This is a genomic window from Acinetobacter sp. YH12106 (assembly GCF_013418995.1).
GTDB classification, from domain to species: Bacteria; Pseudomonadota; Gammaproteobacteria; order Pseudomonadales; family Moraxellaceae; genus Acinetobacter; species Acinetobacter pseudolwoffii.
This window is the reverse complement of record NZ_VPAV01000002.1, coordinates 143,346-167,282: the sequence shown is the minus strand read 5'-3', so window position 1 is coordinate 167,282 and position 23,937 is coordinate 143,346. Positions and strand designations below refer to the sequence as shown.

Below are 23,937 nucleotides of genomic sequence, written 5' to 3'. Positions count from 1 at the left end.
TTTTGTTCCTAGCAGTATGTGCTTGGTTGTTTTAAATGGTTATGAGTAAATTAACGGCTAAAAATGACAGGGAAGTGAAAGAATTGTTTCAATAAAATTAAATAAATCAGTATTTTATTGAAAATTAAAAACAAAAAGACAGCAAGAGCTGCCTGAGTAAATCGATATTTTTTTGTTTTGGCTGGTTATTGTTATTCAGTCTTTAACCGACGTTTTTCAATCAGTTTCCCTGCCAGTAAACCCAGTTCAAACAGCAGCCACATCGGGACAGCCAGCATGATCATCGACAGGGCATCCGGGGGCGTCACAAACATTGCTACAAAGAAGCAACCCACAATAATAAAGCGCCGTTTCTCGATCAGAGTCTGTGTCGAAACTGCACCAATCAAGATCAGAACCAAGGTAATAATAGGAATTTCAAAGGTAAAACCAAAGACCAGAAACAGCTTTAAACAGAAGCTGAGATAACTGTTGATGTCGGTCATCGGGGCTACGGTTTCAGGCGAAACACTGATAAAAAAATGCAGAATCGAGGGCAATGCCACAAAGTAGGCAAAGCTGATGCCAGTATAAAACAGCACGATACTACCGATCAGAAGCGGCAAGGCCAGGCTCTTTTCTTTGGCATATAGCGCAGGCTTAATAAAGGTCCAAAGCTGATACAGGATAAACGGCATCGCGATCATCAGCGCGACAAAGAAGTTCAGCTTAAAAGGTGCCATGAAGGTTGCAGTGACATCCGTGGCAATCATGGTTGAACTGGCTGGTAGCTGTGCACGCAACGGTTCGGACAACCATTGATAAGTCTGATTAGCAAAGGGTAATAAGCAGAAAAACAGGCCAATCAGGACAGCAACCACTTTAAACAGATGTTTTCTTAACACCACCAAATGCTGGGTAATCGGCATCTCTTCAAGGTTCAGCGCTGCAGCATCATTTGAAGCAGGTGTGGTCGGTGAAGACGTCATACGGCCACCTTCATTTCTGTATAGCGTTGTTGGGAAATCACTGCTTGAGTTTGTGCAGGCTGAGGTAAATACACCACTGATACGGGCTGTACTACAGGCTGATAGCGAAGCACGGGCTGGGCAGCCTGAGGCTTTACTTTTAATTCATCAGTTGCAATCGGCTGCTGCAAATCTGCCATTTGTGCCTGCATCTTGGCTTCCAGTTGCTGGATCCGCTGCATTTCGGCCTGCATCTGTTCTCGCAGTTCGGACAAGCGTAATTCACGATCCAGATCGTTCTGAACATTGCTGACCATGCGCTTGATCTTGCCATACCATGTTCCGACAAAACGGACTGCCTCAGGCAACTTGTCTGGCCCAAGCACCAGAAGTGCAATAATCCCGAAAATCAGCAGCTCGGTCATTCCGATATTGAGCATAGCGGACTCTTAACTCTTGATCGAGGTTTCAGGGGTTTTGACTTGTGCATCAATCGTTCGCGGTTCTTGCAGCTTGGCCATTTCTGCTTCTTCATCTTTGACTGATTTTTTAAAGTCTTTAATTGCACCGCCGACATCTTTACCCAGGTTTTTCAGCTTCGATGTACCAAACAATAAAATCACCACAATTACAAAAATCAGCACATGCCAAATTGATAATCCTGCCATTATTTTATCCTCTATATTTCATGCCCCTATCTCAGCAGGCTTGTATGACAATGCAGTGACGCTTTAATGACAGTTTGCCGACACGGCAGCAGGGTAATGAGTAATTCATATGAAAAATCTATCATTAGATGAAAAGGATGCTGTGCTAGCATATAACCTGATATGGAAATCTCAGCAGCACTGTCATGGCCTTGATTCTTCCCCTGCTGTCTTTTTTGATTGGTTATTGGGGCGTGCAATATTTAAAGCCAATTCGACCTGTCTTGGCGGCTTTATTGGCACGTGTCCTGATTCCTGTGCTGATTATTTACAATATGGTGTTTTATAAAGCGGGCAGTCTGTGGCTGATGGGCTTTAGTATTTTTAGTTCAATTGTGCTGTTTAGCCTGTTTTATTATTTTGCCAAAGATAAATTGCGTGCGCTGTGTTTTAGCTATTTGAATGGCGTATGGCTCGGTCTGCCGTTTGCCTTAGCAGTGTTTGGCACTGACGCAATGTCGACCATGATTGCACTTTATATTGGTGGCTCATTATTTGGGAATGTCAGTGCTGTCATTGCCGTGAGCCAAACTCGCCAAGATTGGACATTTATTCTGAAAAATGTCCTGCAATCACCACCGGTGATCGCACTCAGTATTGCAGGGGTTTTATCATTTTGGGACTTTAGTCATTATGAGTTTCATCCCATCCTTCAATGGGCATATGCAGCCAATAAATTTTTAGTCACTTTTGCAGGAATGTGCATTTTGGGCATGTGGCTTCGTCATGTCCGTATTCAGCTGAGGGATTTAAAGCGCAGTCTGGTGCTGATCAGCGGGCGCTTTATTTTTGCATTAGGCTTGGCTGGTATTGCCTATATATTATTGCCGATTCCACATCAGCTCCTGACTTATAGTGTAATGATGATGTATTTCTTATTGCCACCGGCAGCGAACATCGTGGCTTTAGAAACCCATTATCAGGGCACAGGGCATTCCGCTAAATATATTGCTTCGGGGACGATTGCGAGTGCAATTTTGATTGGGATCTATGGGCTGGTGTTGCATGCGGTGATGCCTACGCTATAAAGTTTCCTTTTTTGGAGAGAAGGCTAGAAAGAGTTATAAAGTCCCCCTTTGAAAAATGGGGATTTAGGGGGATTCATTAATGTTTAAATCTCTCCCAACCTCCCTTTGGAAAAGGGAGGGGTAAAACAAATTATTTCGCCAAACTGGCTTTAAACAGCTGCATGGCCTGACCACGATGACTGATTTTATTCTTTTCTTCTTTGCTCATTTCTGCACTGGAAATACCGAGTTCCGGCAACCAGAACAGCGGGTCATAACCGAAGCCATTTTCACCGCGTGCTGCTTCTAAAATTTCACCCGTCCAGATGCCCTGGAAAATTTGTGGCAGTGGATCTTCAGCATGTTGAACCAGTGCCAGTACACAGACAAACATGCCTTCAATCGCTTCGCTATCTTTACGCAATGGTTTCAAATCTGCCAGCAGTTTCTTATTGTTGGCGGCATCATTGCCATGTTCACCGGCATAACGTGCTGAGTAGATCCCAGGAGCTCCGCCAAGAACTGGCACACAAATGCCTGAGTCATCGGCAATCGCAGGTTTACCTGAGATTTTAGCCGCGTGGCGTGCCTTGATAATGGCATTTTCAACAAAGCTTAAACCATCTTCGATGGCATCTTCGATATTCAGTTGACCTTGAGGAATCACATCTACCGGCAGTTGCAGTTCCGCAAACATTTTCTCAAACTCGGCAATTTTACCTTTGTTATTACTTGCCAATACCAGTGTGCCTTGGGATAACCAATCTGTAGAAGCCATATGTCACTCATTCTCTAAATATCAATCGTGCTATTTTAACTGCCATTGCGGATTTGTAGGCAATAAAAAAGCACCCGAAGGTGCTATTTATACCATTCAGCTTATTGTGCCTGAATCCATCTGTCGGCACGGTCACGCGCCTGACGGATCTGTTCCTGGGTCAAGTTGGCCGCCAATGCTGTTTTCTTGCCTTCAGAAAGGGTAATCACTTTATTGTCGAGCATGCCATCACGGGTAGACAGTTCATACCACTGATAAGCACCCATGTAGTTTTTCTTTTTCTCTTCCATCATGGCCAGGTTAAAGCTGGCACGGTTATCACCACGGCTGGCTGCTTTTTCAAAATACTGACGTGCCAGCGCTTCATCTTTTCGGGTGCCCATGCCATCTGCCAGCATACGGCCGACATTTAACTGCGCCACAGCTAAACCTTGATCGGCAGCAGCTTTGTACCAGGCAAAGGCCTGTCGTTCATCTTTTTGAATGTCTTTGCCATACTGGTATTTGGTGGCCAGATAAAACTGTGCACCGGCCTGACCTGCTTTCGCTGCTTTGATCAGACTGTTGATATCCATTATTGAATACTGAGCCGCTTGACTGGCAACAGAAGGACTTGGAGCAACATAGTCTGCATGGGCTTGCATGCCAAAAAGTCCCGCCAGTAGCGTCGTACTTAATAATAATTTTTTCATAGCGCGCTCACTCGATAAATTGCGACTTCACCAAATAGATTAGGGAGATGCTTGCTCAGCAAACTATCTTCTTGATTCCCGTTCACAGCGAGTCGATTAATAATTTTGATATTATTTTCCGCACAAAGTGCTTCAAAATCACGAAATGTACATAAGTGGATATTCGGGGTGTTATACCACATATACGGCAAGGCTTCAGAAACCGGCATTCTCCCTTTGATTGCCAAGAAAGAACGGGTCTTCCAATGCGCAAAGTTCGGAAAGGTAATAATGGCCTGTTTCCCTACACGCACCATATCACGCAATAATACGTCAGGTGCATCTACAGCCTGCAAAGCTTGTGCCATGACCACATTGTCAAAAGACTGGTCGGCAAAGCGGCTTAAACCGAGGTTTAAGTCTTGTTGGATGATATTTAACCCGCGACTGACCGCAATTGCAATCTTTTCCTGATCAATTTCTAATCCGTATGCGCGAATATCGTGTTTTTTACTCATTTGTGCCAGCAGTTCACCATCGCCACAACCCAGGTCAAGTACGCTAGAACCGGGCTTAATCCACTTTTCAGCGAGTTGTTGATCGATACGCATTATACGGTCTCCTTCGGTGTGGCTTTCAGGTGTTCTTCACCACCCAGGAATGCACGCAAAGATTTTACATACAGGGGAATCGGGAACAGGAAGGAATCATGACCCTGTTCGGCATCAATATCTAAATAGCTCACCGGTTTATGATTGCTAATTAAGGCATCCACAATTTCCTGCGAGCGGGCAGGGGTAAAACGCCAGTCAGTGGTGAAGGACACCACCAAAAATTTGCACCGGGTATGGGCCATGGCTTTTTTCAGTGACTGTTCATATTCACGTGACGGATCAAAATAATCCAGTGCCTTGGTCATGATCAGATAGGTATTGGCATCGAAGTTACGGCTGAACTGTTCACCTTGATAACGCAAATAACTTTCGACCTGGAATTCGACATCAAAACCATACATAAATTTGCCAGATTTCAGATCACGGCCAAATTTCTGCTTCATGGCTTCTTCGGACAGGTAGGTAATATGACCGACCATACGCGCCAGGATCAGGCCACGTTTGGGATAGCTGTCATTTTCCAGATAACGGCCGTTGTGGAAGTCAGGATCAGACAAAATTGACTGACGTGCTACTTCATTAAAGGCAATATTCTGTGCTGAAAGTTTTGGCGCACTGGCAATAATCACACATTTTCTTAAACGGTTCGGGTAATCCACTGACCATTGCTGTGCCTGCATGCCACCGAGTGAACCACCAATGATGGCATCCCAAGTCTGAATGCCTAAACGATCGGACAATAAAGCCTGAGTTTTAACCCAGTCGCGGACCGTGACCAGCGGAAAATCTGGACCATAAGGACGGTTTTCATTTTCAGGATTTGGTGACGTTGGACCGGTAGAACCGCTACAGCCCCCAATATTATTCAGTGATACCACAAAGAATTTTGCAGTATCAATGGCTTTGCCGGGACCAATACAGGCGTCCCACCAGCCGGCCTTTTTATCATCTTCATGATGATAGCCAGCGGCATGATGATGACCAGAAAGGGCATGACAAATCAGAATGGCATTGGACTTGTCAGCATTTAAGGTACCGTAAGTTTCAACCATCAGTTCAAAACGGGGGAGGATACGACCGCATTCAAGCTCTAACGGCTCTTCAAATTGGAACTTTTGTGGGACAACAATGCCCACTGAGTCAGCTGGAAAAGACACGGGGAGGATTCGCCTTAAAATCTTGAGTATGAATAATAAAAGGATACCACTAGCGGATATCCTTCTAAAGTCATTTTAGTGCTATGAATTATCGCTAATTCTAATACAGCCGGTTAGACCGCAGCAGCGATTACCTGATCAGTGCTTAATACACCTTGATCAATCAGACGGTTGGTACATGCAATAATCGCTTCGATGGAAGAGGTCACGATGTTGTCATGTACACCCGCACCAAAGGCAGACTTGCCAGTGCCTTTGACTTGCAGTTCAATCAAGGCCAAGGCTTTGGCATGCGCACCTGAACTGATGCTGCGCTCTTCATAGTTCACCACATCAATCGGTAACTGAAGTGCATCCAAGATTGCAGAAATTGGACCATTGCCTTCACCGCGAACACGGCGGGACTGACCCTCAACTTCAAGATCCAGCTCAATCACCTGATTGCCATTGTCATCCGATAACTTGTAGTTTTTAGTCGAGTAATGTACATGTTTAACATCGACATAAGTCTCTTTAAACAACTTCCAGATCTCGGTTGCAGAAATTTCAGTGCCTTGTTCATCGGTACGTTTTTGTACAATTTGCGAGAACTCGATTTGTAAACGACGTGGTAAAGTCACGTTGTAATTCGATTCTAACAAGTAGGCGATACCGCCTTTACCTGACTGTGAGTTAACGCGAATCACCGCATCATAGTCACGACCCAAGTCTTTTGGATCGATTGGTAAATATGGCATATCCCACATTTCTTGGTCTTTCTGGAATTCGAAACCTTTTTTGATCGCATCCTGATGTGAACCGGAGAATGCAGTAAAGACCAAATCACCTGCGTATGGATGACGTGGATGTACTGGCAAACCGGTACATTCTTCTACAGTCGCGATAATTTCATTGATATTGGAGAAATCCAGGTTTGGCGCAACACCTTGGGTATACATGTTCAATGCGATTGCTGCCACATCGACATTACCGGTACGCTCACCGTTCCCAAACACACAACCTTCAACACGATCGGCACCAGCCATAATCGCCAATTCAGATGCCGCGATGCCGCAACCACGGTCATTATGACAGTGCACTGAAATGATTACACCATCACGACGCTGAATGTTGCGGTGCATCCATTCGATTTGATCGGCATAGATGTGTGGACCTGAAACTTCTACCGTTGCTGGCAAGTTCAAGATCACTTTATTGGTCGGTGATGCTTCCCAGATTTCAGTCACAGCATCACAGACATCTTTTGCAACTTCTAATTCAGTCGCAGTGAAACATTCCGGGCTGTACTGGAAGACAAATTCAGTTTCAGGCTGTTTTGCGGCATATTCTTTGACTTTTTGTGCTGCATTGACGGCTAATTGTTTTGCGCCCGCTACATCTACATTTAAGACTTTCTCGCGGAAAGTCGGTGAATTGGAGTTGTAGATATGCACAATGGCACGTTTTGCACCCTGTAAAGATTCAAAGGTACGAGCAATTAAATGATCACGAGCTTGAACCAAAACTTCGATATAAACATCTTCAGGAATATGATCTTCTTCAATCAATTTACGAGTGAAATCAAAGTCAATTTGCGATGCTGAAGGGAAACCAATTTCAATATGCTTGAAACCGATTTTCACCAACATCTGGAACATCTTGAATTTTTGCTCCATGTTCATTGGCTCGAAGATCGCCTGGTTACCATCACGCAGGTCAGTACTCATCCAGATTGGCGCTTTGTTGATTTCATTGTTCGGCCATTGACGGTCTGGTAAGTCCACACGTTGATACATGCGACGGTATTTTTTACTTGGATCAGCCAACATCATGAGAGAGCTCCTTGTGTAACCTGATAGAGTCTGCGCTTGGTTGAAGCACTGGCAAAGGTTACCGAATAGATTGTGTCTATAATCGTCTACATACAGATTGGAACCAGCATTAAAACTAAAAATCTTCTGGAATATTTGGGATTTAGTTTTAATCAAAAAAACCTGCATGATCAACTTATAACTTTAAGTTTAATCCAGTTAAACCGAAAAGTTTTTGCTTTTTTAATAGATTTTAGTCGTATCTTAATAAAGATTTTCTTATAAGCTTTAAGTTTTGAAAAATATTCCCATATATTTTAAGTATAGTGTTTTATATTTTCTTTATTTTGAAATAAGCCGTTATTTTTTACACCCAATCATGCCATATCAGCCTATATTTTTAGAAAAAATAGCCCTAGATGGCTAAAGGCATTTAATCCGGGCAAGCTTTTAAAGCTCGGCCCATTTGCGCATGAGGTTGTGATACAAATTGGTCAGTTTCATAACTTCTGCATGCTGATCGCCCAGTTGCATTCTCAAGTTTTGAATGCTTTGATCCAGATTAAACAGCATATGCCGTTCTGCATCATCACGAATCATGCTTTGTATCCAGAAAAATGAGGCAATTCGGCAACCTGAGGTGATTGGGGTGACTTCATGCAAACTGGTGGATGGATACAGAATCATATCCCCGGCAGGCAGTTTTACTTCGTGATAGCCATAGGTGTCTTCAACCACCAGTTCACCACCGGCATATTCTTCAGGTTCACTCAAAAAAACCGTACAGGATAAGTCGGTTCTGAGACGTTCATTCGTGCCACGAATACGGCGAATGGAGTTGTCGACATGAAAGCCAAAAGCTTCGTTATTTTCATAACGGTTGAACAGAGGGGGAATGATATCGAGTGGAATCGCAGCCGATAGAAATAGCGGATGTTGACCCAATGATTCAAGAATAATATGACTTAAATGATGGGTCAGGGGATGATCTTCAGGCAATTGCTGATTCTGTTTTACCGTTGCAGAGAGCGTACCAGCCGTAACCTTGCCATTCACCCACTCGATTTTATTCATCTCCTCCCGGAAATATTGCACTTGTTCTTTGCTCAGTACGTTTGGAATATGATGCAGCACGAAGACTTTTCCTGAATATTTTATATTGAAAATAGCATAGCCCCCATAAGGAGGCTATGCGCTTACATTGAATTAATATTTAAAGTTGATTGCCAATACTGCGCTACGACCTTCTGCTTCAGTGGCATAGTGAGATGAATAGGCCTTGGTGAAGTAACGTTCATCTGACAGGTTGTTGATATTCAATTGCAAATCAACGTTTTTATTGACGTTATAACGTGCCATGGCATCATAACGCACATAACCTGGAACAAACTTGGTATTGGCTGCATTGCCATAAACCTTGTTCATTGCGATTGCACCTGCACCCAAAGTTAAAGCAGGGGTAATAGCATAAGTGGTCCAAAGGGTGGCACTGTTTTTCGCTACGTTTTGAACCTGATTCCCGTTGCTAGGATTTGGTGCATATACAGCAGGTTGACTTGTAGCGGCAGTATTTACAAATCCACCATCAATGAGTTCACTGTCTAAATAGGTATAGCCCGCAGATACCGCCCATTTGTCCGTGATATTACCATTTACACCCAGTTCAATCCCGTCGACACGTATTTCACCAATATTGCTGGTCGTGCCATCATCGGCAGTGGCACGGGTATTTGTTTTTTCAGTACGGAAAATGGCAGCAGTCAGATTCAGCTTGTCATTTAACATGTCCCATTTAGTGCCGAGTTCCATGGTGCGGACTTCTTCGGGCTTAAGATTGCTGATTGCGGCTGTAATGCCTTCAGAGCCGTCCCCGCCATCTACACCGACCGGATTGGCGGAAGTTGCATAACTTGCATAGATAGAACCATTTTCAACCGGTTTAAAGGTCAGGCCGGCTTGATAGTTGATAAAGTCTTTATCATTTTCAAGTTTAACAATTGTGCCTGCTGGAGTCGTTGTATTAAAACGACCTGCAAGCATGGTTTGTTCAGTTGAGTAATCATCCCAACGGACGCCCAGATCTAAAAGCCATTGAGGATTGAACTCAATACTATCCAGGAAATAAACAGACTTGGATTTGCTTTCAATATTATAACGGTCAGCGCCATTGGTACTTAATGTACCTGTCCATGGTCCACGGTTAGGGTTCTGTACAGAAGTACACCAACCTGATGCAATATCGGCAGCGTTACAGGCATTGTGTACATTACCTGTAGCGTTAACACCATCAATAATGTATTGGGTACGGTCAGTTTCCTGCTCTGAATATTCGGCACCCAAGTTAAAACTATGTTTAAACGCGCCGGTATTAAATTTACCTGTTAGAGCGAGTTGATCGGTAAATGCATCAGTATCGGCGACACGTGAGTTGGCACGCGCCCAGACATTGCCATTCAGTAAGAAGTTACCTCTTGAGTCATCTGGATTGGTCCACAGATAATCATTTTTAGAGCTGTTATACACTGCGGTATTGCTAATCGTCAGGTTGTCGGTCAGGTCATGTTCTAATTTAAGCGTTCCGATCTGATTTTCCTGTTTCTGAAAGTCTCGATCTTGCCAGCCATAGTATTGACCTTGTTTAATATCAATAGGCTTGCCGTTGCCATTCAATCCTACATTTGCATTTGTCGCTGCAAAGGGATTGTTATAAGGAACACCTGAATCCGGTGTGTCATCCGATTTTAAGTAGTAATAGCTTAAAGTTGCGCGGGTAGGGCTGTCTAAACCGAAAGTGATACTTGGCGCAATACCGGCACGTTTATATTCCGCACCATCTTTCTGGCCAGCTTTTTCATTATGATGGCCCATTACCGCAACACGTGCTGCGATACCATTTCCGAAATCTTTATTGCCATCTAAAGTAATACGTTGATAGTTATCTGTGCCGCCAGCGACCGAGCCTTCTAAAAAGTCACCTTTCTTCGCAACTTTAGAAATCATGTTGATGCTACCACCGGTCGCTCCTGCGCCGCCCATGGCAGACGCAGAACCTTTAGTCACTTCGACCTGTTCGACAGCAAACATTTCACGGTTTTGTGAAGTGGCATTACGAACGCCGTCTACATACATGGAGCTTTCAGAGTTATAACCGCGAATGAATGGGCGGTCACCATTCGGATTACCACCTTCACCTGCACCCAAGGTAATCCCCGGAACTGTACGCAGTGCATCAGCTAAAGTCGTCACTTGTGTATCGGCAATCAGCTGTTTTGAAATCACTGAAACTGATTTGGGTGTGTCGAGTAAAGGTGCAACAAATTTGCTATTCGCAGATTGATCTACTTTTAAGCTGGGTGCTTGTTCAGCTTTGACTTCTTGATGAATGGTGTCAAGTCGAACTACATTTTCTTCAGCAATTGCATGTGTTCCGACAATTGATAAAGACGAAACAATTGCAGAGGAAACGATTTTTTTACGTGTTTTAATAAAGGTCATGTTAAACCTAAAAAATGAATTTGAAAATGTATGCGAATAATAATGATTCTTGTTTTTACTTTTATCTTTTAATGATGGGAATTCATGATCTTCAAGAAAATATTGAATGAGTTTTTAAATGTAATGATGTAACAATTTTAATTTAAGCTTATGTTTTTAATAAATATTGATAAATTAATCTGATTGTTAACTTTTTATTGAGAATAATGATGTGTATGGAAGTACATATATTGGCAAGACTTTTGGGCACGCTGCTCTGAGGACAAGAAAAAACCCTGCTGGAGGCAGGGTTTTTTTTAAAGCTGTATTTCTTAGAATTTAAAAGTTGTACTTAACTGAACGCGACGACCTTCTTGAGTGTTAGTATAACGATTGTGGTAATCATCGATACTACCACCCACATATTGGTAATCTACAAAGTTTTTATCGAAGATATTATAAAGCGCAACACCGATATCTACATTATCATTCACTGTGTAATTAGTACCAAGATGCCACTGTGTATAACCCTCATAGTCACCTAAAGCATCTTTTACTTCACCAGCAGTACGAATTTGACTGCTTCGGTATTCACCACGTAACCATAATGACATGTTATCAGCAGGAGTATAGTTAACTAAAAGGTTGGCAACATGCTCGGCATTATCAGCGTCTTCGGTTTTGATGCCTAAAGCATCTGTAAGTTCACCTTTTGTCCAAGTATAGTTACCAGAGAGTTTCCATTGGTCGTTTACTTGATAAGCAGCTCCAACTTCAATACCATGTGATTCAGCTTCATCTGCATTATATGGGCGAGCTAAAGTTAAATTACGGTTTGCTGCAGTATTCCAATCAATTCCCCATTCTTGGAATTTTGCATTACAGGCACTAATATTACCTGTACAGTCAAATCCGATTGGGTGACCGTTATAACTAACGCCAGGTACGTAAGTCCCTTTAGCAACTAAATCAGCAATATCTTTATCCTGAATATGAACTAAAGAGTAACCTGCACCTACTGTAGTGATTTTATTTTTAGTCTTGTTTTGGAAGAATGTTACATTGGCATTAAAACCAGCTTGGTTGTCAAAGTACATACCAATTTCGTAGTTTTCACTTGTTTCTGGCTCTAAGGTAGCGCTACCTAAAACAGGCGAACGACCTTGGCTAGCAACGTTGGATAAACCTTGTGTCAATTGCTCTAAACGTGGCACTTTATAGCCTTCAGAATAGCCACCTTTTGCAGTCCATTGGTCATTTACATTCCATACGACATAGGCACGTGGCGTAAAGAAGTCACCAAAGCTACTATGGTCATCAAAACGACCGCCTAATGTTAAGTTTAAATTAGGTAAAATTGTCCAAGTGTCTTCGATAAATAGACCATATTGGTCAAAAGAAAGCTCAGGATTGGTACGGCGGATACCATCTTTTACGCTTGATTCCCACCACTGTGCACCGACAGTTAAGCTATGATTTTCAAATTTTTGTGTACTAAATTTAGTATCGAAATAAGTATCTTCACTTGTCAGTTTGCGGTCATGGAAACTGGTTTTTTCAGCAGTATTTAACATGCCTGCAGGGATTAAACGACCAATAGTTTCAGTTTCAACATGTGAAATACTGCTTTCAAGTTTACCAAAATCAGCATTCCATTCATGTGAGATGTAGCCTTTAGTGCGCTCATATTCTTGGCTTGGACCATAACCTTGTGTTGCTGATGGTGCAATTGGTCGTCCTGTAGCATCTAAATAAGTACCTAGCTGCCCACGACTGTTATCAAACCATTGCTGTGTGTTTTCAACATCTAAAGAAATGGTATGGTCGGCATGTGGGGTAACGGTAATACGTGCACCTAAAGTTTCAATATCAGACTTAGTCGGGCTGTTACCTTGAGTTAAAGCACCAGTAGGAGTTGTTAAGTAAGACTGTTGGCGTTCTGCTTTACGACCACGTAATTGCACGCCAACTAAATCTTTAATCACAGGACCAGATGTAAATACTTCAGCAGAGTATTGATTACCAAATTCAGAGCTTTTTGGTAATACTGTACCGCTTAATGTTACTGATCCGGACCATTCATCATTCACTTTTTTAGTGATGATGTTGATCACACCACCCATCGCATCAGAACCATACAGGGTAGACATTGGTCCACGGATGACTTCGATACGTTCAATCGCAGAAATAGGTGGAATAAAGTTGTTGTTTGACTCACCAAAGGCATTTGGTGTGATGCTACCAACTGAGTTTTGACGTTTTCCATCAATCAATACTAAAGTGTATTCAGCAGGCATGCCGCGCATACGAATATTGAGGGTGCCTGTTTTACCCGCAGAAGGGCTAATATCAACACCTTCAACACCTTTCAAAGCATCAGCGATAGAGGTAATACGTTTAGTTTTAAAATCTTCTTCTGTTAGAACTGTAATAGATGCTGGAGCATCTTTAATTTTTTGTTCATAACCTGCCGCTGACACAACAATCGTGGAAAGTTGAGTTGTCGGAACAGATGTTGTGCTTGTTGTTTCAGCATGAGCAGCAGCTGTTGTAACCCCAAGAATAGCCACAGCTAAAGGTCGAAGATTAAAATCACGCATAACCAAAATTCCAATATGGAGAGAGTTCAAAGTTTTGTATCAAATTTGAAAGTGAATACTAGTGATAATATTTATCATTTGCAATAAAAATATACAATTCCTTCATTTCAATTTAATCGCCTGAATATTTGAAAAGATGCCAATTCAAGTAAAAAAAGGGTTTAAAAACTGGAACTCGCGCGTATTTTTTGTATATCCTTAAATGTTGTCATATAATGTGGCACATTTTTATAAACCTGTTATAACCTAATATATAGAGGAAGCCATGCAAGTAACTTCTGAAGCGGTTTCGGGCGTTGCCCGTCGTTTAAATGTTTCTGTACCGACGAGCCGTATTAATGAGCAATTTGAAGCTCGTTTAAAACGCACTGCTAAAACTGCGAAGATCAACGGCTTCCGTCCAGGTAAAGTGCCTGTAAACGTAGTTCGTCGTGAATACGGCGCGGGTATCTACCAAGAAGTGGTAAACGATATTATTCGTGACACAGTTTTCGAAGCAATCCAGCAAGAGAAAATCAATGCTGTGGGCATGCCAAACATCGAAAAAACTGAAATGAAAGACGACGCGCTGGTATATACAGCGACTGTTGAAGTTTATCCAGAAGTTGAAGTGAAATTCGAAGGTCTGGAAGTTGAACGTAAAGCAACTGAAGTCAACGATAAAGACGTTGAGAAGATGATCGAAAATCTTCAAAAACAACGTGCTGCTTGGGCTGAAACCAAAGGCATGGCTAAAAAAGACATGCAAGTGACTTTCGATTTTGAAGGTACGGTTGATGGCGAGAAATTTGAAGGCGGCGCTGCTGAAGACTTCAAACTTGTACTCGGTTCTGGCCGTATGATTCCTGGCTTCGAAGACGGCATCGTTGGTATGAAGAAAGGCGAAGAGAAAGTGATTGATGTAACTTTCCCTGAAGATTACCAAGCTGAAAACCTTGCTGGTAAACAAGCTCAATTCAAAATCACTGTGAAGCTTGTTGAAAAACAAAAACTTCCAGAAATTGATGCTGAATTCCTGGAAATCTTCGGTGTGTCTGAAGAAGAAGGCGTTGAGAAGTTGAAAGCTGACGTTCGTAAAAACATGGAACGTGAAGTGAAAAACGGCCTGCGTAACCAGGTAAAAGGTGCGACTTTTGATGCGCTTGTTGCTGCAAACGAAGTTGAACTTCCAGCGGCTATGCTTGCTCAAGAAATTGACCGTCAACGTCAACAAATGATTCAGCAGTTCACTCAACAGTTCGGTGCTCAAGGTGCGCAAGCATTTGATTCAAGCATGCTTCCAGACGAATTGTTCAAAGAACAAGCTGAAAAATCTGTAAAACTTGGTGTACTTGTTAGCCGTGTTTTAGCTGATGCGAAAATCGAAGTAGATGCTGCACGTGTTGAAGCGTATATCCAAGACATGGCGTCTTCTTATGAAGATCCAAACGAAGTGATCGAATACTTCAAAAACGATGCGCAACAACGTCAACAAATCGAAGCTGTTGTACTAGAAGACCAAGTTGTTGATTACATTTTGGCTTCTGCTAAAGTAACTGATGCGACTGTAAGCTATGAAGACTTATTGAAAGAGCAGCAAGCTCGTCAACAAGCTTAATTTTAGCTTTCCATAAAAAAGGCGCTTGATGCGCCTTTTTTTCATATTGATGCCTGAAAAAAGCATTTCTGATTTTCACAAAACTAATGCAAAAAATATGATGGATTTATTGGCGAATTTTTTGCAATTTCAGTGATTATCCCTCATATTGTGATTATGGGTTAGGTCACAAAAAATTTAGGAATAAATAAACGTATGTATGTTCCAACGATTGAAAACGCTTTAGTGCCAATGGTGGTAGAACAATCCTCTCGTGGTGAGCGTTCTTTTGATATTTATTCACGCCTTTTGCGTGAACGTGTAATTTTTATGACGGGCGAAGTTGAAGACAATATGGCGAACCTTATCGTTGCGCAAATGTTGTTTTTAGAGGCTGAAAATCCAGATAAAGATATTCATTTATATATCAACTCGCCAGGTGGTTCAGTGACTGCAGGTATGGCAATTTATGACACCATGCAGTTTATCAAACCTGACGTGGTGACCTATTGTATGGGGCAGGCAGCATCTATGGGTGCCTTCCTGCTCAATGCCGGAACTAAAGGTAAGCGTTACTGCTTAGAAAATGCCCGTGTTATGATTCATCAGCCACTCGGTGGTTTCCGTGGTCAGGCTTCGGATATTGAAATTCATGCCCGTGAAATTCTATTTATTAAAGAACGTTTAAATCGTTTAATGGCTGAACACAGCGGTCAGGAATACGAGAAAGTAGCACGCGATACAGACCGTGATAACTTTATGACTGCTCAGCAAGCGAAAGAATACGGTCTTGTGGACGAAGTTTTAACTAAACGTCCATAAGTTTTAAAGATTCAGATAGTGGAGTAAATATGTCCGAACATCCTCAAGGACAAAAGCATTGTTCATTTTGCGGTAAAACGCAGTCTGAAGTCGGGAAGCTGATTGCAGGCGAGGACGCATACATTTGTAACGAATGTGTGGACGTATGCTTAGATTTGGTTCAAACCAGTCAGCAGGTGGAAACCAATGACTGGGCCAATCGTCCTTTGCCGAAACCGCATGAAATTCGTGCGGCCTTGGATCAATATGTGATTGGTCAGGACGTCGCGAAGAAAACCTTGTCAGTAGCGGTTTATAACCATTACAAGCGCTTGAAAGTGCAGAATAATGGCAAGAAAGCTGATGATTCAGTCGAGCTTTCAAAAAGTAATATTATGTTGGTTGGTCCGACAGGATCGGGCAAAACCTTGCTTGCACAAACGCTGGCACGTCTTCTTGATGTTCCATTTGCCATGGCAGATGCAACGACACTGACCGAAGCCGGTTATGTGGGTGAAGATGTAGAAAACATCGTACAGAAGCTTTTGCAAAAAGCAGATTACGATGTCGAAAAAGCGCAAAAGGGGATTATCTATATCGATGAAATCGACAAGATTACCCGCAAGTCTGAAAACCCATCCATCACGCGTGATGTATCGGGTGAAGGCGTTCAGCAAGCATTATTGAAAATGATTGAAGGCACGGTTGCATCAATTCCGCCACAAGGTGGACGTAAGCATCCGCAGCAAGAATTCATTCAGATTGATACCTCGAACATCCTGTTTATCTGTGGTGGTGCATTCTCAGGACTTGAGAAAATTGTGCAGCAGCGTCAGGAAAAAGGTGGTATCGGCTTTACTGCGGAAGTGCGTAAAAAAGATGAAACCAAGAAGCTGTCTGACTTGTTCCGTCAAGTTGAAGCAACTGACTTGGTGAAATTTGGTTTGATTCCAGAATTTATTGGTCGTTTGCCAGTGATTGCCACTTTAGACGAGTTGGATGAAGAAGCACTGATGCAGATTCTGACTGAGCCGAAGAATGCTTTGACCCGTCAGTATCAACATCTGTTTGATATGGAAGATGTGGATCTGGTTTTTGAAGAATCGGCATTACGTGCAGTGGCTAAGAAAGCAGTTGAGCGTAATACAGGTGCACGTGGTCTACGTTCGATCCTAGAAAATTCATTGCTGGAAACCATGTATGACTTGCCAAGCCGTAGCGATGTCGGTACTGTCGTGATCAATGAAGCAGTGATTAAAGGTGAAGCAGAGCCGGAATACCGTGCCGAGCGTCAGCCGCATGATCAGCAAGAGACAGCGACAAAAATAGATTTAAAGGTCGTGAATAGTAAATCTGCTTAATTGCTATTCGTCCGAAACGTGCGAAAACTCCGTGTTTTCGCACGTTTTTTATTTCCAAAAATAAAGCTCGGTGTTAATCTGATTCACTAGGCGTGGATGCCTAAAACTTATAAAAAACAAATCGCAAAGCACTTGCATACAAAAGAATAAAGACGCAGTGAGGGATAAGCATGCGTGGAGTCGCAATTGTACTCATCAGCAGTTTGGCATTGCTGGGGTGTCATGGTAAGAAAGCCGTCGTTGAGCCTACACAGCCACTCAGCACTTTAAAAAATATCGATCTTGAAAAAAAACCGGGCTTCGTCGAGCAGCATCGTATCGGCATGTTCACCATTGGCGGCTGGGTCAATCAAAAGCAGGGCAACCAGTTTCAGACGGTGAAACCGCAGCATGCTGAAGCAGCCATCGTGTATTTATACCGGCCTGATTCCAGATGGAACCGTCAGGAAATTGTTGCTGCCAGCCTGTTTATTAATCAAGAGCATATTCCAAGCTTATTGCATAATCATTATTACTGGATTGAGGTGCCTGCAGGGACCTATCGTTTGAGTACCAGCCGGCCATTAGGCGCGCTACATTTCCAGAAGCCTAAATATCTGGATTTTAGTGTGGAAGCGGGACAGTCTTATTTTATTAAATATGATGAAGAAAATATCAGTACACGCCGGAGTATTTCCGGGCCGCTCATGCTGATGCCGGAAAAAGTTGGCCTGAATGAAATTGCTTTTACTCAGCTAAAATCAGACAGTTTTAACTTCGTGGCACAAGATCAGGAAACTGGCCAGATTCGTAAAAAAGCCCAAAAAATTGAACCGACTGCTTATGATCCCTCATTAGATGTGCAGCTGAAAGCACCTTTTAAACTTTGGGATCCACGGACTTGGTAATTTGGACATTTTTTTAAGCAAACACAATAAAAAAGCACCCATTCAGGGTGCTTTTTTATTGCAATAGAAATTAGCCCGCAGCAGCGTCCACGACTGGAATCTTACCAATTTTTGCTTGCCAGATTTTCGGTGCAGTCGCGTGAATAGAAGTACCATTCACATCAACTGCTACAGATACCGGCATATCTTTTACGACAAACTTGTAGATCGCTTCCATGCCTAGGTCAGCAAAGGCAACCACTTCAGCTTCACGGATGGCTTTAGATACTAGGTAAGCAGCACCACCGACAGCCATGAGATAAGTCGCCTGGTTGTCTTTAATGGCTTCAACGGCAGCAGGACCACGGTCCGCTTTACCGATCATGCCGAACATGCCAGTTGCTTCAAGGACCTGGCGTGTGAATTTATCCATACGTGTAGCCGTTGTTGGGCCTGCAGGGCCTACAACTTCATCACCGACTGGATCGACTGGGCCAACGTAGTAGATAAACTTGCCTTTCAAATCAACAGGAAGTTCTTCACCGTTGTTGAGCATGTCGACCATACGTTTGTGCGCAGCATCACGACCCGTGTAGATTGTGCCGTTAAGAAGAAGCGTATCGCCTGGTTTCCAAGCATTCATCTCTTCTTGAGTAATTGTGTCGAGGTCAACGCGTTTAGAGGTTGAAGAATCCCAAGTGACTTCAGGATAGTCTTCAAGTTTCGGTGCGATGATGTTGGCAACACCCGTACCATCAAGTGTGAAGTGTGCATGACGAGTCGCAGCACAGTTCGGGATCATACCGACTGGCTTACCAGCAGCGTGACAAGGGTAATCCTTGATCTTAATATCAAGAACAGTGGTTAAACCGCCAAGACCTTGTGCGCCAATACCCAAAGCATTTACTTTTTCGAAGATTTCGATACGAAGCTCTTCCATTTTGCTTTGTGGACCACGACGAAGCAATTCGTCCATGTTGATCTCTTCCATCAATGCTTCTTTGGCAAGCATCATGGCTTTTTCAGCAGTACCACCGATCCCGATCCCCAGCATACCTGGTGGACACCAGCCTGCACCCATGGTTGGAACAGTTTTCAGTACCCAATCCACGATTGAATCAGACGGGTTTAACATTGCCAATTTAGATTTGTTTTCTGAACCGCCACCTTTGGCTGCTACAGTGATATCTACTTTATTACCAGGCACAAGCTTGTGGTAAATCACGGCAGGAGTGTTGTCTTTGGTATTCTTACGACCAAAAGCAGGATCGGCCAGAACTGATGCACGAAGCACGTTGGAGTTTTCTAAATAACCCTGACGTACGCCTTCATTGATTGCATCATCCAGGCCCATGGTTAAATCGAATTTAACATCCATGCCCACTTCAACAAATACGTTGACGATACCGGTATCTTGACAGATTGGGCGGTGGCCTTCTGCACACATGCGTGAGTTAATTAAGATTTGCGCGATCGCATCTTTAGCAGCTTTGTTCTCTTCACGATCATACGCACGGCTCATCGCTTGGATAAAGTCTTGTGGGTGATAGTAAGAAATGAACTGAAGCGCATCTTTAACCGATGTGATTAAGTCATCTTGCTTGATAATAGTTGTCATACAAATATCTCTTGAGCGGGCTGATAGCTAGCGGGCTAAATTATAAGACAAAAGAATCGGGTTGTGGGCATTTTGGGCGAGCATTGGCCGAAAGTTTATAGTTTAAGCAATCTGAAGGACGACTTGAGCAGCTCAGCGGGTCAAATATGACAGTAATCGGTCATATTTAGTGTCATATTTCAGATAAAAAATACGCATAATTTTGCTTATTCCGTATTAAGCGATTGAATTTTATTAATTATTTTAAATTTAATAAAAAACCAGATTGTCATATAACTGTCATAAAACTTTTACATAATGCAGCTATTGAAACGGGAGATCTTAACAATGGTTACAGGTATTTTAATGGCAAGTGGTTTTTGTGTATATATCGCTGCAACTTGGATGTACGGTCAGAAAGAAGATCAAGCCTAAGCTTTATCTTCTTTTTTATTTTAAGACATAAAAAATTAACCTATCTTCAAATCTTCAAATCTTCAAATCTTCAAATCTTCAAATCTTCAAATCTTCAAATCTTCAAATCTTCAAATCTTCAAATCTTCAAATCTTCAAATCTTCAAATCTTCAAATCCAGTTATAAAAATATTTGAAAACTCAAATTTAAAAAGCATCTCTCCTATAGCTTACTCAAGCCATGTTGACCATTTACATTTTTAACCCAGAAAAACTCAAAGCCTGAAAACCCTTACACATGTGGCATTTTTTATTGCTTAGACTGTTTCTCTCAACTTCTAGAAACAGGCAAGTAGAATGAACAATTTTAATGCAAGTGATATTAAAGAACATGCTTCAGTCATTGCTTCATGTGGTACTCAAGTCGGGAAGGTAGACCATTTAGAAGGTCAGGATTCAATTAAATTAACAAGAAGTGATGATGAAAATAATGAGCATCATCTGATTCCCTTGAGTTGGGTAAGCGAAATCAAAGACGATAGCGTAGTGCTCAATAAAACAGCAGAAGATGTGCGTAAAGAGTGGACCACCTTATAAAAAATTAAAGTCAGTGGACTGAAAAGCAGGGCTGTCTCAGCTTAATTTTTTATGTCACAGACTTTATTAGTAATCGTTGAAAATGCCAGTTCGAAAGACTGGCATTTATTATGCGTAGTTGATTCTTTTTTATTTGGTTTTGCATTCTGCCAGAAATGGATTTTGAGCCTGTATAATGATTTTATCTGAAAATTTCCCTTCATATTCAAAACCATTTTGTATGATTTTTAGCGTTTGAAAACCATATTTTTCCTAGGCACGACTTCCACCTAAATTATGTCCAAAGACTATCAAGCCTAAACTTTTGAGTTGTAATGGCTTAAAGAAAAACTCTTTGACCAACTTGAGCGCTTCACTGCCATAGCCTTGAGCTGTCCAAGTGATCGTTGAGATGGCAATACAAAATTCGGCATGTTGAGCACAAGATTGATTTCTAGAATTCAAAGTTTACCGATCATTTCATCATGATGGTTTAAACAAATCGCAAAGTCATAACGGGTTGGATCAGCCAAACAGCGCTGAATATGTGCCTGCATATCTTCAAGTGTAAAATGCCATTTCAAGCCGGTCATATAACGCATTTCATCGATTTGCGTGAGCGCTAAAAATGTGAGCAGATTTTCAACTTTCACTAAGTGTAAGTAGATGCGATTCCATTTAAGATCAGTGCTGATTTGATGCTCTTTGAGAGCATTTTTTATTTTTAGAAACGTAATCGACAGATTATAGAATGTCCGACTTTAGAACAAAAATGATTAAAAAAACCACCCCATCTTGCGAGAGGGTGGTGAGTGCGGAGCTATTAAATTTATTGAGCCTGCTGTTCTGCCTGAATCGCGGTTAAGGCGATGGTAAATACAATATCATCGACCAAAGCACCACGAGACAGGTCATTCACCGGTTTGTTCAAGCCTTGCAACATTGGCCCGACACTGACTACATTGGCAGCACGTTGCACAGCTTTATAAGTCGTATTACCCGTATTTAAATCCGGGAAAATAAAGACATTGGCACGTCCGGCCACTTGTGAATCTGGTGCTTTTTGACGGCCAACACTTTCCACCGAGGCAGCATCATATTGTAATGGCCCATCAATTAGCAGGTCAGGACGACGTTCTTTGGCGATTCGTGTTGCTTCAGCCACTTTCTCGACATCGGCACCCATACCTGAAGTTCCGGTAGAGTAAGAAATCATTGCAATCCGCGGGTCAATGCCAAAGGCTTTGGCAGAATCTGCCGATTGAATCGCAATCTCGGCCAGCTGCTCTGCATCTGGATCAGGATTAATCGCACAGTCGCCATAAACATAGACTTCATCTGGCAGCAACATAAAGAACACAGAAGAAACCAGTGAATAATCGGGTGCAGTCTTGATCAGCTGAAAGGCAGGACGTACGGTATTGGCCGTGGTATGTACCGCGCCAGAGACCAGACCATCAACCTGATCCAGCGCCAGCATCATGGTGCCGAGCACCACAGTGTCTTGCAGCTGTTCACGCGCTTGCAGTTCGTTGAGTTTGCCTTTACGTAGCTCGACCATCTTGTCGATATAGTTGTCACGAATCAGATCCGGATCCAGAATTTCCAGATCTTCAGGCAATTCGATACCACGAGCTTTTGCCACTTCTAAAACAGATTCGGGATTGGCCAATAAAATACATTGTGCAATGCCACGCGACTGACAGATTGCTGCAGCTTGTATCGTACGTGGTTCATCACCTTCAGGTAATACAATACGTTTTTTCGCCGCAATCGATTTTTGTACCAGTTCATGCCGGAAGGCTGAAGGCGATAGACGTGGCTTATAAGAACCATTCAACATCTGACCGAGCCATTCCGGATTGATGTGACTCGAAACAAAGCGCGTGACCTGATCTGCACGTTCCGTATCATCTACTGGAATTTCATTGCTGAGATTTGTCAGTTTTTGTGCGGTTTCAAAGGTGCTAAGCGGTGTATGTAAAATTGGTAAACCTTGTTTGATGGCGGTCTGGCAAAATTCCAATACGTGATCATTTGGTTGATGATGTTCAGTTAGCACCAAGCCAGCCAAAGGAATACCATTGCTGCTGGCCAGACTGCTGGCCAATAACACATCAATCCGGTCAGATGCACTGATGATCAATTCACCCGCTACAAATTTATGCAATTCATGTTCAATATTGGCCGAAATCAGGCTGCTGTGCTGGACACGGCGCTGTTTCGCTTCGCCTTCATTAATCCAGTAGGCCTGAATATGTGCCGCCAGATCAGATATACGCGGCACACTTAAAGTTTTACTGAAAGGCACCAGTCCAATTACAGGTAACTTTTCTGAACCAATATGTGGATGGGTTTGCTGGATGGCACGAATAAATTGTGTGGTTTCTTCTGCAAGACGTAAATCCGGATCAAGCGTTACAGGAATCTGTGCAGATTCTTCAGGCAGACCTTTGGTTCGCATCAACAGGATGCCAGACAGGCGGGTTGAACTGGCGCCACCAAAGTTGCGAATCTGGTTTTCAACTTTATCGGCAGTCTGACCTGGCTGCTGGATATTGGCATTGCTGACCACAATCACTTTGGCATCCAAAGCCTGCGCCAGCGAGGCATTCAGATCATCGGCAAAACTGTCCTGAGCATTTGGCAATAGACCTTCGACAATAATCAGGTCATGCTGTCTGGCAATTTGACGATGCAGACGTACCGCTTCTTCCAGCAGTTCATCCTGTTCACCCAGATTAATCTGCTGCAAGACTTTGCTATAACGGATTGGTTCAACAGTTTCACTTTGAGAAATATGACGATACAAAGCCGTAGTACGGTCTTCGACTTCATTCAATTCCTGAGCAAAAGGTTTGAGAAAGCCAGCTTTAACCCCTTGGCATTCCAGTGCATAAATCAGGCCTAAACATGCAGAAGTTAAGCCTACGCCTTCCCCAGTGGGAACCAATAGAATCGTTTTCATAAGTTACGTCAGTCACACAATAATAAAAATCAG

General features: G+C 42.7%; 20 protein-coding genes. 6 read left to right on the top strand and 14 right to left on the bottom strand.

Going from position 1 to position 23,937, the window contains the following annotated elements:
• Positions 1-191: 191 nt before the first annotated feature.
• Genes tatC through tatA form a run of 3 tightly spaced genes read right to left on the bottom strand, consistent with a single transcriptional unit; the run spans position 192 to position 1,615 of the window.
• Positions 192-968, bottom strand: a complete 777-nt coding sequence (gene tatC, locus FTU45_RS03145) for a twin-arginine translocase subunit TatC (RefSeq protein ID WP_180075913.1) — start codon at positions 966-968, stop codon at positions 192-194.
• The gene (tatB, locus tag FTU45_RS03140) at positions 965-1,387 is read right to left on the bottom strand and encodes a Sec-independent protein translocase protein TatB (protein ID WP_005095555.1); all 423 of its coding nucleotides are present in this window, start codon (positions 1,385-1,387) and stop codon (positions 965-967) included. The genes tatC and tatB overlap by 4 nt, the downstream gene beginning before the upstream one ends.
• 9 nt (positions 1,388-1,396) lie before the next feature.
• Positions 1,397-1,615: a Sec-independent protein translocase subunit TatA gene (gene tatA / locus FTU45_RS03135; protein ID WP_180075912.1), complete on the bottom strand. Its 219-nt coding sequence runs from the start codon at positions 1,613-1,615 to the stop codon at positions 1,397-1,399.
• A gap of 185 nt (positions 1,616-1,800) precedes the next feature.
• Here tatA and FTU45_RS03130 point away from each other — a divergent pair, with 185 nt between their 5' ends.
• Positions 1,801-2,682: a permease gene (locus FTU45_RS03130; protein WP_180075911.1), complete on the top strand. Its 882-nt coding sequence runs from the start codon at positions 1,801-1,803 to the stop codon at positions 2,680-2,682.
• Positions 2,683-2,812: 130 nt separating this feature from the next.
• On the opposite strand, the gene rdgB is transcribed toward FTU45_RS03130, so the two are convergent.
• The 8 genes from rdgB to FTU45_RS03090 all read right to left on the bottom strand — a co-directional run bounded on the left by rdgB (position 2,813) and on the right by FTU45_RS03090 (position 13,745).
• Positions 2,813-3,439 (bottom strand): RdgB/HAM1 family non-canonical purine NTP pyrophosphatase, encoded by a 627-nt coding sequence (gene rdgB / locus FTU45_RS03125; protein WP_180075494.1) that lies wholly within the window; start codon positions 3,437-3,439, stop codon positions 2,813-2,815.
• A 101-nt stretch (positions 3,440-3,540) separates the two neighbouring features.
• Positions 3,541-4,131: a tetratricopeptide repeat protein gene (locus FTU45_RS03120; RefSeq protein ID WP_100329259.1), complete on the bottom strand. Its 591-nt coding sequence runs from the start codon at positions 4,129-4,131 to the stop codon at positions 3,541-3,543.
• On the bottom strand, positions 4,128-4,721 hold the full coding sequence (gene metW / locus FTU45_RS03115; protein ID WP_004278415.1) for a methionine biosynthesis protein MetW: 594 nt from the start codon (positions 4,719-4,721) through the stop codon (positions 4,128-4,130). Before metW ends, FTU45_RS03120 begins: the two co-directional genes overlap by 4 nt.
• Positions 4,721-5,881 (bottom strand): homoserine O-acetyltransferase, encoded by a 1,161-nt coding sequence (locus FTU45_RS03110; protein ID WP_180075910.1) that lies wholly within the window; start codon positions 5,879-5,881, stop codon positions 4,721-4,723. The genes metW and FTU45_RS03110 overlap by 1 nt, the downstream gene beginning before the upstream one ends.
• Positions 5,882-5,994: 113 nt before the next feature.
• Positions 5,995-7,692, bottom strand: a complete 1,698-nt coding sequence (gene leuA / locus FTU45_RS03105; RefSeq protein ID WP_005172761.1) for a 2-isopropylmalate synthase — start codon at positions 7,690-7,692, stop codon at positions 5,995-5,997.
• Positions 7,693-8,121: 429 nt separating this feature from the next.
• Positions 8,122-8,805 carry a Fe2+-dependent dioxygenase gene (locus FTU45_RS03100; RefSeq protein ID WP_180075909.1) on the bottom strand — a complete coding sequence of 228 codons (684 nt, stop codon included), beginning with the start codon at positions 8,803-8,805 and terminating at the stop codon, positions 8,122-8,124.
• Positions 8,806-8,877: 72 nt separating this feature from the next.
• Complete coding sequence (locus tag FTU45_RS03095) at positions 8,878-11,166, bottom strand: TonB-dependent siderophore receptor (RefSeq protein WP_180075908.1); 2,289 nt, start codon at positions 11,164-11,166, stop codon at positions 8,878-8,880.
• Between the two features lie 311 nt (positions 11,167-11,477).
• Positions 11,478-13,745 (bottom strand): TonB-dependent receptor domain-containing protein, encoded by a 2,268-nt coding sequence (locus tag FTU45_RS03090; protein ID WP_180075907.1) that lies wholly within the window; start codon positions 13,743-13,745, stop codon positions 11,478-11,480.
• Between the two features lie 265 nt (positions 13,746-14,010).
• Here FTU45_RS03090 and tig point away from each other — a divergent pair, with 265 nt between their 5' ends.
• From tig to FTU45_RS03070, 4 genes are all read left to right on the top strand, one after another.
• Positions 14,011-15,342 carry a trigger factor gene (tig, locus tag FTU45_RS03085; protein WP_005095580.1) on the top strand — a complete coding sequence of 444 codons (1,332 nt, stop codon included), beginning with the start codon at positions 14,011-14,013 and terminating at the stop codon, positions 15,340-15,342.
• A 195-nt stretch (positions 15,343-15,537) separates the two neighbouring features.
• Complete coding sequence (clpP, locus tag FTU45_RS03080; RefSeq protein ID WP_005095582.1) at positions 15,538-16,143, top strand: ATP-dependent Clp endopeptidase proteolytic subunit ClpP; 606 nt, start codon at positions 15,538-15,540, stop codon at positions 16,141-16,143.
• A 29-nt stretch (positions 16,144-16,172) separates the two neighbouring features.
• Positions 16,173-17,483, top strand: a complete 1,311-nt coding sequence (gene clpX / locus FTU45_RS03075) for an ATP-dependent protease ATP-binding subunit ClpX (protein WP_004278407.1) — start codon at positions 16,173-16,175, stop codon at positions 17,481-17,483.
• Positions 17,484-17,653: 170 nt separating this feature from the next.
• Positions 17,654-18,370: a DUF2846 domain-containing protein gene (locus FTU45_RS03070; protein ID WP_100355656.1), complete on the top strand. Its 717-nt coding sequence runs from the start codon at positions 17,654-17,656 to the stop codon at positions 18,368-18,370.
• A 70-nt stretch (positions 18,371-18,440) separates the two neighbouring features.
• On the opposite strand, the gene FTU45_RS03065 is transcribed toward FTU45_RS03070, so the two are convergent.
• Complete coding sequence (locus FTU45_RS03065; RefSeq protein ID WP_100355657.1) at positions 18,441-19,967, bottom strand: fumarate hydratase; 1,527 nt, start codon at positions 19,965-19,967, stop codon at positions 18,441-18,443.
• A gap of 750 nt (positions 19,968-20,717) precedes the next feature.
• On the opposite strand from FTU45_RS03065, the gene FTU45_RS03060 reads away from it, so the two are divergent.
• Entirely contained in the window at positions 20,718-20,957 is a 240-nt protein-coding gene (locus tag FTU45_RS03060) for a DUF2171 domain-containing protein (RefSeq protein WP_005095591.1), read from the top strand.
• A gap of 440 nt (positions 20,958-21,397) precedes the next feature.
• Here FTU45_RS03060 and FTU45_RS03055 read toward each other — a convergent pair whose 3' ends face one another.
• Together FTU45_RS03055 and pta are read right to left on the bottom strand one after the other, a co-directional pair.
• Entirely contained in the window at positions 21,398-21,589 is a 192-nt protein-coding gene (locus FTU45_RS03055; RefSeq protein WP_100355658.1) for a hypothetical protein, read from the bottom strand.
• Between the two features lie 176 nt (positions 21,590-21,765).
• Complete coding sequence (pta, locus tag FTU45_RS03050) at positions 21,766-23,904, bottom strand: phosphate acetyltransferase (RefSeq protein WP_005172751.1); 2,139 nt, start codon at positions 23,902-23,904, stop codon at positions 21,766-21,768.
• Positions 23,905-23,937 lie beyond the last annotated feature (33 nt).